Source organism: Variovorax sp. 770b2, assembly GCF_900115685.1.
Taxonomy (GTDB): Bacteria; Pseudomonadota; Gammaproteobacteria; order Burkholderiales; family Burkholderiaceae_C; genus Variovorax.
This window is the reverse complement of sequence record NZ_FOXJ01000002.1, coordinates 77,186-89,442: the sequence shown is the minus strand read 5'-3', so window position 1 is coordinate 89,442 and position 12,257 is coordinate 77,186. Positions and strand designations below refer to the sequence as shown.

At 67.0% G+C, this 12,257-nt stretch carries 13 protein-coding genes; 2 read left to right on the top strand and 11 right to left on the bottom strand.

The features are described from left to right. From BM133_RS16015 to BM133_RS16005, 3 genes are read right to left on the bottom strand one after another with little or no spacing between them, the layout of a single operon-like run. Positions 1–951: a 3-hydroxyacyl-CoA dehydrogenase NAD-binding domain-containing protein gene (locus BM133_RS16015; RefSeq protein ID WP_177224849.1), complete on the bottom strand. Its 951-nt coding sequence runs from the start codon at positions 949–951 to the stop codon at positions 1–3. Then, entirely contained in the window at positions 948–2,159 is a 1,212-nt protein-coding gene (locus BM133_RS16010; protein ID WP_093435516.1) for an ABC transporter substrate-binding protein, read from the bottom strand. The genes BM133_RS16015 and BM133_RS16010 overlap by 4 nt, the downstream gene beginning before the upstream one ends. A 35-nt stretch (positions 2,160–2,194) precedes the next feature. Then, positions 2,195–3,115, bottom strand: coding sequence for a beta-keto acid cleavage family enzyme (locus BM133_RS16005; RefSeq protein WP_093435513.1), 921 nt, complete (start codon positions 3,113–3,115; stop codon positions 2,195–2,197). A gap of 122 nt (positions 3,116–3,237) precedes the next feature. Between BM133_RS16005 and BM133_RS16000 the strand changes: the two genes are divergently transcribed. Then, a complete protein-coding gene (locus BM133_RS16000; protein ID WP_093435511.1) occupies positions 3,238–3,945 on the top strand; it encodes a Crp/Fnr family transcriptional regulator in 708 nt (235 codons plus the stop codon). Between the two features lie 25 nt (positions 3,946–3,970). Here the strand turns inward: BM133_RS16000 and BM133_RS15995 are convergent, their stop codons facing one another. Then, the gene (locus BM133_RS15995) at positions 3,971–4,195 is read right to left on the bottom strand and encodes a tautomerase family protein (RefSeq protein WP_093435509.1); all 225 of its coding nucleotides are present in this window, start codon (positions 4,193–4,195) and stop codon (positions 3,971–3,973) included. 31 nt (positions 4,196–4,226) lie between these two features. Then, complete coding sequence (locus BM133_RS15990) at positions 4,227–4,970, bottom strand: SDR family NAD(P)-dependent oxidoreductase (protein ID WP_093435506.1); 744 nt, start codon at positions 4,968–4,970, stop codon at positions 4,227–4,229. Positions 4,971–5,076: 106 nt separating this feature from the next. On the opposite strand from BM133_RS15990, the gene BM133_RS15985 reads away from it, so the two are divergent. Then, positions 5,077–5,988, top strand: coding sequence for a LysR family transcriptional regulator (locus tag BM133_RS15985; RefSeq protein ID WP_093435503.1), 912 nt, complete (start codon positions 5,077–5,079; stop codon positions 5,986–5,988). 3 nt (positions 5,989–5,991) lie between these two features. On the opposite strand, the gene BM133_RS15980 is transcribed toward BM133_RS15985, so the two are convergent. The 6 genes from BM133_RS15980 to BM133_RS15955 form a co-directional block, all read right to left on the bottom strand. After that, positions 5,992–7,896, bottom strand: a complete 1,905-nt coding sequence (locus BM133_RS15980) for a tannase/feruloyl esterase family alpha/beta hydrolase (RefSeq protein ID WP_256219228.1) — start codon at positions 7,894–7,896, stop codon at positions 5,992–5,994. Between the two features lie 105 nt (positions 7,897–8,001). Next, positions 8,002–8,880: a helix-turn-helix domain-containing protein gene (locus tag BM133_RS15975; RefSeq protein WP_177224848.1), complete on the bottom strand. Its 879-nt coding sequence runs from the start codon at positions 8,878–8,880 to the stop codon at positions 8,002–8,004. Between the two features lie 20 nt (positions 8,881–8,900). Next, positions 8,901–9,602 carry an ABC transporter ATP-binding protein gene (locus BM133_RS15970; RefSeq protein ID WP_093435495.1) on the bottom strand — a complete coding sequence of 234 codons (702 nt, stop codon included), beginning with the start codon at positions 9,600–9,602 and terminating at the stop codon, positions 8,901–8,903. 1 nt (position 9,603) lies between these two features. Continuing rightward, positions 9,604–10,359: an ABC transporter ATP-binding protein gene (locus BM133_RS15965; RefSeq protein ID WP_093435494.1), complete on the bottom strand. Its 756-nt coding sequence runs from the start codon at positions 10,357–10,359 to the stop codon at positions 9,604–9,606. Further along, on the bottom strand, positions 10,356–11,315 hold the full coding sequence (locus tag BM133_RS15960; RefSeq protein WP_093435491.1) for a branched-chain amino acid ABC transporter permease: 960 nt from the start codon (positions 11,313–11,315) through the stop codon (positions 10,356–10,358). The genes BM133_RS15965 and BM133_RS15960 overlap by 4 nt, the downstream gene beginning before the upstream one ends. Further along, the gene (locus BM133_RS15955; RefSeq protein ID WP_093435489.1) at positions 11,312–12,184 is read right to left on the bottom strand and encodes a branched-chain amino acid ABC transporter permease; all 873 of its coding nucleotides are present in this window, start codon (positions 12,182–12,184) and stop codon (positions 11,312–11,314) included. Before BM133_RS15955 ends, BM133_RS15960 begins: the two co-directional genes overlap by 4 nt. Positions 12,185–12,257 lie beyond the last annotated feature (73 nt).

Genomic DNA, 12,257 nt, shown 5'->3' with positions numbered 1-12,257 from the left:
TCAGTCGAGTTTGCCGGTGTCGGCCTTGGCACGAATCAGGTCCAACAGCAGGGTGTCGCGTGCGGCTTCGAGGTCGGCGGTGCGGCGCGCACCCAGTTCCTCCGCGACGCCTTCGGTCACCTTCTGCTTGAGCGCGGCCGTCATCGACGGCGCGCCCAGGTCCTTCCACCAATCCTCGATCGGCCCGCCCAGGTGCGCGAGCACATGTTCGATGCCACCCGCGCCGCCCGAGAGATGCAGGTTCATGAACGGCCCCATCACCGCCCAGCGCAGGCCGGGGCCGTGCGCAATCGCCGTATCGATGTCCGCCACGCTCGCCACGCCTTCGTCGACAAGGTGGAAGGCCTCGCGCCACAGCGCAGCCTGCAGCCGGTTCGCGATGTGGCCCTTGACCTCGCGCTTCACGTGGATCGGCCGCTTGCCGATGGCCGCGTAGAACGCCATCGTGCGGTCGATCGCTTCGGCCGAAGTCTTCTCGCCGCCAATAACTTCCACCAGGGGAATCAGGTGCGGCGGATTGAACGGATGCCCGAGCACCACGCGTTGCGGGTGCGCGCAGCCCGCCTGCACGCCACTGATCGCGAGCCCCGACGAACTCGACGCGAGGATGGTTTCCGGCGGCGCGGCCGCGTCCATGCGGCGGAACAGCTCGATCTTGAAGTCCATGCGCTCGGGGCCGTTGTCCTGCACGAAGTCGGCCACGGACACCGCGTCTTCCAGGCTGTCGTGAAAGCGCAGCCGATCCACCGAGGCGCCTTCCGCGAGGCCGAAGCGCACCAGCGTCGGCCAGTGCTGCGCGACCGCATCGCGCAGCCGGTCTTCGGCGCCGGGCGACGGATCGGTCGCGTTCACGTCGAGCCCGTGCGCGAGGAAGTACGCGGCCCAGCTCGCACCGATCACGCCGGTGCCGACGACCGCGACGCGCTTCACATCCAGTGATCCATTGCTCATGATTTCCACCGCGCGCAGCGGCTCTCTGCCTTCGTCGTCCATGCGGCCTCGCCGCGGATCGGCTCGACCACCTTGTAGTAGTCCCACGGCTCTTTCGATTCGTCGGGCGTCTTCACCTGCATCAGCTGCATGTCGTGCACCATGAGGCCGTCGTCGCGCAACCAGCCGCCCTTGACGAACATGTCGTTGAACTTCGTTTTGCGCAGTTGCGCCATCACCTTGTCGGCATCGTCGCTGCCCGCCGCCTTCACCGCCTGCAGGTACTGCAGTGCGGCCGAGTAGTCGCCGGCATGGAAGGAGGAGGGCATGCGCTTGTGCTTGTCGAAGAAGCGCCGCGCCCAGGTGCGCGACTCGGGGCTCTGGTTCCAGTACCAGCTGTCGGTGAGGTACATGCCCTGGGAGGTCTTCAAGCCCAGCGCATGCACGTCGTTGATGGTGATGATCATGCCGGCCAGTTTCATGTTCTTGCTGATGTCGAACTCGGCCGCCGACTTGATGGCGTTGACCGTATCGCCGCCCGCATTGGCGAGCGCGAGCACCTGCGCCTTGGAGCCCTGCGCCTGCAGCATGAACGACGAGAAATCGCTCGCGCCCAGCGGATGCTTCACCGAGCCCGCCACGGTGCCGCCGCTGGCGTTGATGATCTTGGCCGCATCGGTCTGCAGCGCGGCGCCGAAGGCGTAGTCGGCGGTCACGAAATACCAGCTCTTTCCGCCCGCCTTGACCACCGCGCTCGCGGTGCCGCGCGCCATGGCCACCGTGTCGTAGGCGTAGTGCACCGTGTAGGGCGAGCAGTATTCGTTGGTGAGGCTGGAGGCGCCCGAGCCCACCACGAAGTACGGCTTCTTCTTGTCTGCGGCCACACCCGCCATGGCGATCGCGGCGCCCGAATTGACGCCCGCGATCAGCATGTCGACCTTCTGCACGTCGAACCATTCGCGCGCCTTCGCGGCTGCGATGTCGGGCTTGTTCTGGTGGTCGGCGGTGACCAGCTCGATCTTCTTGCCGTCGATGGCGCCGCCCATGTCGGCAATCGCCATGCGGATGGCTTCCGCGCCGGCCGGGCCGTCGTAGTCGCGGTAGATGCCCGACATGTCGCTGATGAAGCCGATGCGGATCGTGTCGTCGGACACCTGCGCCGAGGCGCCGGTTGCAAAGGCGGTGCCGACTGCGATGGCGAGCGCGGTGCGCGAGAGGCGTGTGTTCATGGTCTTGTCTCCGGTCTTCCGTTGTATTTGTTCGATCAGCCGAGCGCGAACTCGGGCCGCGGCGTGCCGGTGCGGGGCAGTCCCATCATCTGCCGCGCCTCGGCCGGCGTGGCCACTTCCATGTCCAGCTCGCGGATCACCCGCACGATGCGCTCGGTGAGCTGCACGTTGGTGGCCAGTTCGCCCTGGCGGAAGTAGAGGTTGTCTTCGAGCCCGACGCGCGCATGGCCGCCCAGCAGCAGCGCCGCCACGTTGGCCTCCAGCTGCGAGGGGCCGATGCCGCTCACGCAGAAGATGCTGCCCTTGGGCAGCGTGTCGACCATCATCTGCAAAAAGCGCGGCGAGTACGGCATCGCGTTCTGGAAGTTGCGGTGCACGTTCATCACGAGATTGACGAAGTAGGGCTCCTCGTCGTGGTCCTCGCCGATCAGCGTGGTCACGTCCTGCAGGATGTGCGTGGGGCTGAACACCTCCCACTCGGGCTTGATGCCGCGCGCCTTCATGCCGGCTGCCAGTTCGCGGCCCTTGGTGATGGGCGTGTCCATCAGGATCTGCTTGCCCTCGAAGCTCAGGTTGAGCGTGGTCGCGTCCAGCGTGCACATCTCGGCACCGGCGTCCATGCCCTTGATGCGCTCTTCCCACGCGATCTCCCAGCGGTCGCCCGCGAGCGGCTTGACCATGTCGCCGTGCACGCCGCCGCCGGTGGAGTTGTTGATGACGATGTCGCTGCCGCCCGCGCGGATGCGGCTGTTGATGTCGCGGTACACGTTGGCATCGCAGGTGGCGCCGTCGTCGGGCCGGCGTGCGTGGATGGCCACCACGCTCGCGCCGGCATTCCAGCAGCGCAGCACGTCGGCGGCGATTTCGGCGGGTTGGGTGGGGGGGTGGGGGTTCTGCGATTTGTGCGCCATGCCACCCGTGGGTGCAATGGTCACAATCACCTTGCGCTTCGACATGAGGTTTCTCCTGTGGGAAGCGCGCTATTATTTTTGGCTGCCGCCGCCCGGGCAGTCATTGCGATGACATTTGAGGTCAGGGTTTACGAGGCGCGGCCCGTCTGCGCAGGAGCTTTCATTTCATGCCCACCCCGAAGCCGGCCATCAAGGCGGCATCGCTGACGATCCCGCAGTTGCTGCTCGGCTCGGCCTGGTTTCCGCTGCTCGACGAACCGGCGCGCGAGCGTGTGCTGGACGAGATGCGCGAAGTGGACATCGCGGCCGGCACCGCCTTGTGCCGGCGCGGCGATACGCCGGTGCACTGGTACGGCACCCTCGAAGGCCTGCTCAAGTGGTCGATCACCTCGAGCGACGGGCACTCCGTGACCCTGGGCGGGCTCTCGGTGGGCAGCTGGTTCGGCGAAGGCACGCTGCTTCGCGCGATGCCGCGATCGGCCGACATCATCGCGCTGCGCCCGAGCCGCGTGGCACTGCTGCCCCTGGAGACCTTCGAGTGGCTGCACCGCACGCAGCGCGGCTTCGATCATTTCCTGCTGCAGCAGATCAACGAGCGCCTGCACTGGTTCATGGGCTGCTACGCGGCGCACCGGCTGCTCGATGCGGACAGCCAGGTGGCACGCGCGCTGGCGGGGCTGTTCCACCCGTGGTTGCATCCGGGAAGCGAGCCCTATCTGCAGACTTCGCAGGAGGAGATCGCGAACCTGTCGGGCGTTTCGCGGCAGCGGTGCAATGCGGCTCTGAATCGGTTGAAGGAAGCGGGGTTCCTGCGGATCGAGTACGGGGGGATCACCGTGATCGATCTGGAAGGGCTGCGGCGGTTCATCGAATAGGCCGGCCGCGCCCGTCCGTCTTCATTCATTGCGCTTTCTTCGCGTCCTTCGCGAGGCGCTTCCTGTACTCGGTGGTCGTCACGCCCCCGAACCCCCAGTCATCGGTATCGATCTCCTCGATCACGATGTGCGTCCACTCCGGCGGCTTCTTCAGCACGCGCTCGAGGACTTCCGTGAACTCCGCGATGACCTGGGTTTTCTGCTCGCGCGTGACGCCGTCGCGGGTGATCTTCAGGTTGACGAAAGGCATGGTGTGCTCCTTGGCTGTGTGAACGGGCCGGTTACCAGGTGCCGGCGCTCGCGCCGCCGTCCACCGCCAGCACCACGCCCGACGTGAACCCGGCGCTGGTGAGGTAGAGCACCGCATCGGCAATCTCGCGCACGGTCGCGATGCGGCCGGCGGGCGCCAGGCCGCCCAGAAAGCCATGGTTCTCGGACGGGTGCATCGGCGTATCGACGATGCCGGGCGCCACCGCATTCACCTGGATGTTGTGCGGCGAGAGCTCCAGCGCCAGCGCGCGCGTCGCGGCGTTGATGCCGCCCTTGACCAGCACCGGCACCAAGGCCGGCACCTTCAGGTTCGGCTGCAGCGCAATGCCCGCGGTGATGTTCACGATGTGGCCCTTGCGGCGCGGGATCATGTGCTTCGCGGCGGCCTGCGAGGCGTAGACGAAACCCTTGAGGTTCGTGACGACCAGCTGGTCCAGCTCTTCCTCGGTGTAGTCGACAAAAGGCTTGGCGTTGAAGATGCCCGCGTTGTTGATGAGCACGTCGACCTGGCCGAAGCGCTGCACGGCGCGGGCGATGAGTTGCGCTGCGGTGTCGCGCTTGCCGATGTCGCCCGCGACGCCGAGAAAGCGCGCGGGGTTGCCCAGTTGCTTTGCCGCGGCGGCGAGTCGTTCGTCGGTGCGCGCATTGGCGACCACGTTGAAGCCGCGTTCGAGGTACGCCTCTGCAAGGCCCAGCCCGATGCCGCTCGAGGCGCCGGTGATGACGACGGTGGGGGAAGAAGTGCTGTCTTGCATGTCGGGTTCTCCAGAAGTTGATGACGTGAGGAGAACTGTATTGATGACGCAGCCATAGATAAATCACTAGACTCGCACTTCACTTGATACGCGAGGTAATCAATCCATGCAGCGGCAGTTCGGCGACATCCTCCTGGGCAGCATCGAACTCTTCTGCCTTGCGGCGGAGACGGGCGGCTTCACCTCGGCAGCGCTCGCTGCGGGGGTGACGCCGGCGGCCGTGAGCCGTTCGATCTCGCGGCTGGAAAAACGCCTGGGGCTTCGCCTGTTCGTGCGCACCACGCGCAGCGTGCGGCTCACCGATGCCGGCCGCGCCTACTTCGCGCAATGCCGCCAGGCGCTCGCGCAACTCGCAGAGGCCGAGCGCGAGGTGATGGGCCAGCAGGCGCAGCCCTCGGGCACGCTGCGCATCAGCGTGCCGACCACCTACGGCCACCACCGCATCCTGCCGATGCTGCCCGCGTTTCGCGAACGCTTTCCCGACATCCGGCTGCATGTGCACCTGAGCAACCGCAACATCGATTTCGTGGAAGAGGGCTACGACATGGCCGTGCGCGTGCGCGCCCAGCCCGACTCCACGCTGATCGCGCGGCACCTGGAGGATGCGGCGCTGGTGGTGGTCGCAACGCGCAGGTACCTCAGGAAGGCCGGCACGCCCCGCACGCTGGACGACCTGGCCGCGCACGAGTGCATCCAGTTCGAACTGCCCAGCAGCGGGCGCCGCATCTCGTGGCTCTTCAAGGAAAACGGCAAGGACCGCGAGCTCTTCGCGGACAGCGCCTACAGCTGCTCGGACGACGTGCTGGGCGGCGTCACGCTCGCCAAGAGCGACGCCGGGCTGTTCCAGACCTACCGCTTCGTGGTGGAGAAAGAACTTGCCGACGGCTCGCTCGTCGAAGTGCTCAAGCCGTTCGCGGGCCGCTCGCGGCCGTACACGCTGCTGTATCCGGACGGGCGGCATGTGCCGCTGCGCATGCGGGTGTTCATCGACTTCCTGATGGCGCAGCGGATCGGCTGAAGCTCAGCGGCAGGCGAAGCTGGCCGCTGCCTTCGCATCACCGCCGACATACGCAATCTTCTTCGGGTAGGTGCACAGCGGTCGCGCCAGCGACTTGTCCGCGTTCTGCAGCACGAGGTTGTCGGGCGCCACGCCTTTCTCGACCCAGTCGGTCAGTGCCGCGAACAACTGGTTCTGCGCCGGCAGCGGCGGGTTGGCCGCAGGACTCACGCCCGCAAGGCCGTTCACGGAGCCCACGCCCGCGCAATGCCCCATGGCCGGGATCTCGACATAGCGGTAGAACTTCTGCATTGCGTCGATGCCGCCCATCGCCTTGGCCGCGCGCTCGTAGTAGTTCGCCGTGCCCGAGTTCGCGATCAACTGGTCGGCCAGACCGTGATAGGCCAGCAGCTTGGCGCCACGGTCGCGGAATTTGCCCAGCTCGGGGTTGTCGGCGTTGATGTTCGCGAAGGCGGCTTGCAGCGCCTTGCCGCGATCGCTGGCGTTGGCCAACTGTGCGTACGACAGCCCCTTCCAGTTGTTCGCGCCGTTGCCTGTCGCATTGACGAAATCGGGCGTCGCGATCGTCGGGTCCTGCAGGTTTAGCGCGACTTGGTGCGCCGCGATCGGAAACGGATTGGGCACGCTGCCCGTGGAGTCCGCCAGCGAGAGCCCTGGTGCGCCCGGGCTGTTGAGCGAGGTGCCGCGCGTGAGGCCATACCAGAGCTGGCCCGAGGCCAGCGTGGCGCCGTAGCCAATGTCGCTTGCGGGTGCGGGCGCGCTGCCGTCTCGCGTCTGGCCGTACCAGATCTTGTTGACCGCCTGTGCCTGCACCGTGCTCAGGCAGGCCGCGGTGGCATTGGTGCCGCCGCTGCCCGTGCACAGCACGGCCTTGTCCTGTGCCGGGTCGTATTTGCAGGCGGCCGGGTCGCTGATGAAGCCATCGTGCTGGCCGGTCAGCGTGCTGTCGCAGGCGCTCACCGCGGCGGACGACACCAGTGTCATCTGGTCGGGCGTGAGCGGCGTGCCGCCGAGATCGCGCTGCATCACGACCTGCGGATACAGCTCGGAGGTGATGAAGGTGGTCCAGTTGATCGCGCTGTTGCCGGCCAGGATGCCGTCGAAATCGTCGGGACTCACCTGCGCCTGCATGTGGCCCTGGCGGCCGCCGGTGGAACAGCCGTCCCAGTACGCGTACTTCGCGTCGCGCTGATAGAAGCCGGCCGCGAGCGCCTTGGCCTTGACGGCCATCTCGTGGATGCCGCGGCTCGCGAAGTCGGTCCACAGCGTGGTGTTGATGGTGCCGTCGGGGTTCATCGCGAACGAGCCGTCCACCGAGGCAGCAGGCAGCTTCGAGGCATGGCCCGCATCGGTCACAGCGCTCACCGAGCCTTCGCTCGCGGCAATGGCGGCCGCGCCGGCGCCGCCGATCTGCGTCTTGGCGCCAATGCCCGCATCGCCCACGAAGCCGCCGCCGCCAAGCACGCGCACGCGGTTGTTCCACTTGGCCATCGTCGGCAGCCAGACCTCGATGCCGATTCCCGGCGAGGTCGATGGCGCGTCGGCGGGTCCCGCATGGCCCGGTCCGACGCTGAGCTTGACCATGCACACGTCGCTGGCCGCCACGGTGCCCGAGGCCTTGCCGTCGAGGTTCAGGTCATCGCCTTGCTTGAACTGCTTCACTACGGTGACAGTGGTGTTCGCATCGGGCTTGAACGCGGTCTTCAGGCTTTCGTCGCAGGCCAGTGCCGCGGGAGCAGCCGGACCGGCGGGCGGTGGCGATGTGGGGATGAAGGGCAGCACGGTCCCCGGGGAATCGCTGCCGCCGCACGCCGTGAGCGCTGCGGCGGCGGACAGGCTCATGCACAGGGCCGCCAGCGTCTTGGATCTGCTGCGCGATGGTTGGGGGCGATGGGGCGCGAGTGGCATCTTCTTGTCTCCTGTTGTGTGGACATCGAATTTGCCTTCGCCCTGTCGGATGGTCTATCGACAAGCGATCACCGCTTGCAGGATCCCTTCACCCTGCACAGGGACTTACCCGAGTCGTGCGCGCGCGGGCGTGGTGCCCACCAGTTGCTTGAACACCTGCGTGAAGTGCGCCTGGCTCGAAAATCCGACATCGTGTGCGATCTCGGCAAGCGACAGTCGCCCCTCCAGCAGCGACAGTGCGTGCCGCACTCGCTGCTCCATCACGTAACGGTACGGCGTCGAGCCCGTGCTGGCCCTGAAGAGGCGCGTGAAGTGCACGGCACTCATGTGCAGCTCGGCCGCGAGTTCGTCGATGCCGAAGTCTTCGCCCAGGTGCTGCATCACCCAGTCGTACACCTTGCGCAGATCTGCCTGCGAGAGGCGCCCCGGCGGCCGCTTCGCGTTGCCCGCGCTGCCATAGCGGCTCTGCAGATAGCTCACCAGCGCCATCGACAGACCTTGCGCGTGCACGCGGCCCGAGGTGCAGCCACGCTCCACCTCGTCGCGCATCGCGATGGCGAGCGATGACAGGGTGGCGTCGGTGGTCGAGAGATGCGTCTGCAGATGCAGTTCGCCGTTGCCCTCGGGCATCAGGCTGCGCAGGGTCTCGGGGCGGATTTCCAGCGCGATCATTTCCTCGACCTGGCCGGACCACGTCACGCGGTCGACTTCGTAGCCTTGCTCGAAGATGCACAGGCCACCGGGCCGGATCTCGACGTGGCTGGTGCGACGCCCCGTGGTCATGGCCGACTTCACGTGCCCGCGCATGCAGAAGGCGAGCAGCGGGTGGGGGTTGTAGCAGGCCGGGTTCTCGCCGTCGCCATGCATGGCGCGTACCTCCAGCGCAAAGCCCTGCCACGGCGTGGCGGCCGCGTTCATCAGCATCTTGGCGTCGATGCGCACGGGCTTGCCCGAGGGATCGAGGAGGCTGATTTCGCGTGTCACCGCCATGCCTTCCCGCAGGTCTACACGCCCAGCAGCTCCTCGAGCGCCTGCGGCTCCGCCAGCAGATCCGCCGATGCCCCATGCCGCACGATCTGCCCCTTCTCCATCACCACCGCAAGGTCGGTGTGCGCGAGCACCTTGCGGTAGTCGCGGTCCACGATCAGCGTGGCGATGCCGGTGCTGCGGATCTCGCCGATCACGCGCCAGATCTCGGCCACGATCAGTGGCGCGAGGCCTTCGGTGGCTTCGTCCAGGATGAGCAGGCGCGGGTTGGTCATCAGCGCGCGGCCAATGGAGAGCATCTGCTGCTCGCCGCCCGAGAGCTGCTGCCCGCCGTGCGAGAGCCGCTCGGACAGCCGCGGAAAGGTGGCCATCACGCGCTCGAAGGTCCAGGCGCGGCGGCCGTCGATGCCCGCGCGCTCGCTCATCACCAGGTTCTCGCGCACCGAGAGGTTCGGGAAGATGCCGCGGCCCTCGGGCACGTAGCCGATGCCAAGGCGCGCCATTTTTTCCGGCGGCCAACCGGTGACGGTGCGGCCGTCGACCTGCACTTCGCCGGAGGCCGGACGCACGTAGCCCATCATGCTGCGGATCAGCGTGGTCTTGCCCATGCCGTTGCGCCCGAGCAGGCCGACCGAGGTGGCCGTCGGAATGCCGGCATGCACGCCGCGCAGGATGTGGCTGTTGCCGTAGTAGGTGTTGAGGTCGCGGACGATGAGCATGTCAGTGGTCCTCTCCGAGATACGCGGTGCGCACTTCGGGGTTCTCGCGGATCGAGGTGGGGTCGCCGGTGGCGATGACCGTGCCGTTCACCATCACCGTGATGCGGTCGGCGATGCGGAAGACCGCGTCCATGTCGTGCTCCACCAGCAGGATCGCGTGCGTGGCCTTCAGCCGCGCGAGCAGCGTGAGCATGCGGTCGGTTTCCTCGGCGCCCATGCCGGCGAGCGGCTCGTCGAGCAGCAATACGCGCGGCTGCGTGGCCAGGCACATCGCCACTTCGAGCTGGCGCTGCGCGCCGTGGCTCATGGTGCCGGCGATGCGCAAGGCTTCGTTCGACAAGCCCGCGGCTTGGAGTGCCGCATCGGCCGCCGCGTTGCTGGCCGCGCAGCGCTGCGACGCCTGCCAGATCGCCCACGGGCGCGCGGTGGCGGCCTGCGCCGCGAGCCGGCAGTTCTCGTGCACGCTGAACTCCGGAAAGATCGTCGTGCGCTGGTAGCTGCGGCCCACGCCGTCGCGCGCGCGCCTGGATTGCGCACGCCGCGTGATGTCGATGCCGTCGAGTGCGATGCGGCCTTCGGAGGCCTCGATCTCGCCCGAGAGCATGTTGATGAGCGTGGACTTGCCCGCGCCGTTGGTGCCGATCACCGCGTGCACTTCGCCGACGTGCAGGTCGAGCGTGACGGCGTTCACGGCAGTGAGGCCGCCGAAGCGGCGCGTGAGGCCTTCGACCGAAAGAAGGGCGGTGGTGTTGCTCACGACGCGGCTCCTTCACCCTTGGGGGAGATGCGCTTCACCAGCCCGATCAGCCCCTTGGGCAGCCACGCCACGAACACGATGATCGCGATGCCCAGCGTGAGTTGCCAATGGTCCGCGAGCGGCCCCATCACGGCATGCGTCGAGAAGATCTCCTTGAGCAGCGTGAATGCAATGGCACCGATCACCGCGCCGCGCAGGTGGCCGAGGCCGCCCAGGATCACCATCAGCAGCACCTCGCCCGAGTTGTGCCAGGCCATCAGCTCGGGGTTGACCACGCCGTCGCGCGAGGCCAGCAGGAAACCTGCAAGGCCCGCGAGCGCCCCCGCCAGCACGAAGGCCGCGAGCTTGTAGCCGTACACCGGGAACCCCGCCGCGCGCATGCGCTGCTCGTTCACGCGGATGCCCGCGAGCGCGGCGCCGAAGCGCGAGCGGCGGATCAGCGCAAGGAGGCCGTAGGTGAACGCGAGCGACGCGAGCACCACGTAGAAAAGCACCGTGCGGTTTTCCATATCGAGCGCGCCGATGGCCGGCCGCACGTACATGTAGATGCCGTCGCTGCCGCCGCCGATCTTGGTGTCGTGGAACACGAAGAAGGCCATCTGCGCGAAGGCCAGCGTCACCATGATGAAGTACACGCCGCGCGTGCGCAGGCTCAAAGCGCCGACGAAGAGCGCATAGAGCGCCGCTGCACCCATCGCCGCAGGCAGCAGCAGCGCGAAGTTGCCGCCTTCGCTGCCCGACGCGAGCACCGTCACGTAGGCGCCGATGCCATAGAACGCCGCGTGGCCCAGGCTCACGAGGCCGGTCATGCCGACGAGCAGTTCCAGGCTCAACGCGAAGATCGACAGGATCATGATCTTCACGACGAAGTCCGAGGCGTAGTTGCCCATCAGCGGGCCGGCGATGCCGATGAGCACCGCGCAGGCCACGGGCAGGAGGAATGCGCTCGGCTTCATGACCGCTTCCCCATCAGCCCTTCAGGCTTCCAGATCAGCACGATGGCCATCAGGAGATAGATGCCGATGCCGCTCAGGTCCGCGAAGAACACCTTGCCGAAGGTGTCGACGAAGCCCACCAGCAGCGAGGCCAAGAGCGCGCCGGTGATCGAGCCGATGCCGCCGATCACCACCAGCACGAAGCAGATGATGAGCACGCTCGCACCCATGTTCGGATACACCGAGGACATCGGCGCCGCGATCATTCCGGCCAGCGCCGCGAGCGCCACGCCGGCCGCGAAGACGATGCGATAGAGCCGCTTCACGTCTATCCCCAAGCCCCGCACCATGTCGCGGTTGCTCGCGCCGGCGCGGATCATCATGCCCAGGCGCGTGCGGTTCACCACCCAGTACAACCCCACCGCGAGCACGATGCACGCGGCCGAGGCGAAGAGCCGGTACCACGGGTAGCTCATGACGTTGCCCAGCGCGAAGCTGCCGTCCAGCCACGCAGGCACCTTCACGCCGTGCACGTCGTTGCCCACGAGGATGGAGCGCAGCTCCTCGAACACCAGGATGAGCCCATAGGTCATCAGCACCTGCTGCAGGTGGTCGCGCTGGTAGAGGTAGCTGAAGAAGGCCCATTCGAGCAGGTAGCCGAAGATGGCTGCCAGCACCACGCCGGCCACCAGCATCAGCAGGAACTGGTCGCCGAACAGCGGCGCGAGCGCGAACGCCATGTACGCGCCGATCATGTAGAAGCTGCCGTGGGCGAGGTTGATCACGCCCATGATCCCGAAGATCAGCGTGAGGCCCGAGGCCACCAGGAAGAGCAGCAGTCCGTACTGAACGGAGTTCAGGCACTGGACGAGGAAGGTTCCGAAATCCACGTTGGAGGTTCTCTCTGGGCGGGATCGTTGAGGAAGAGACGCACTGCGGGAGACACCGCGGAACCGGCTTTGC

Bases quoted from the DNA above. Each gene is read 5' to 3' on its own strand.
- BM133_RS16015 (WP_177224849.1), bottom strand. From the start codon at position 951: ATGAGCAATGGATCACTGGATGTGAAGCGCGTCGCGGTCGTCGGCACC.
- BM133_RS16010 (WP_093435516.1), bottom strand. From the start codon at position 2,159: ATGAACACACGCCTCTCGCGCACCGCGCTCGCCATCGCAGTCGGCACC.
- BM133_RS16005 (WP_093435513.1), bottom strand. From the start codon at position 3,115: ATGTCGAAGCGCAAGGTGATTGTGACCATTGCACCCACGGGTGGCATG.
- BM133_RS16000 (WP_093435511.1), top strand. From the start codon at position 3,238: ATGCCCACCCCGAAGCCGGCCATCAAGGCGGCATCGCTGACGATCCCG.
- BM133_RS15995 (WP_093435509.1), bottom strand. From the start codon at position 4,195: ATGCCTTTCGTCAACCTGAAGATCACCCGCGACGGCGTCACGCGCGAG.
- BM133_RS15990 (WP_093435506.1), bottom strand. From the start codon at position 4,970: ATGCAAGACAGCACTTCTTCCCCCACCGTCGTCATCACCGGCGCCTCG.
- BM133_RS15985 (WP_093435503.1), top strand. From the start codon at position 5,077: ATGCAGCGGCAGTTCGGCGACATCCTCCTGGGCAGCATCGAACTCTTC.
- BM133_RS15980 (WP_256219228.1), bottom strand. From the start codon at position 7,896: ATGCCACTCGCGCCCCATCGCCCCCAACCATCGCGCAGCAGATCCAAG.
- BM133_RS15970 (WP_093435495.1), bottom strand. From the start codon at position 9,602: ATGCTCATCGTCCGCGACCTCAACACCTACTACGGCAACAGCCACATC.
- BM133_RS15960 (WP_093435491.1), bottom strand. From the start codon at position 11,315: ATGAAGCCGAGCGCATTCCTCCTGCCCGTGGCCTGCGCGGTGCTCATC.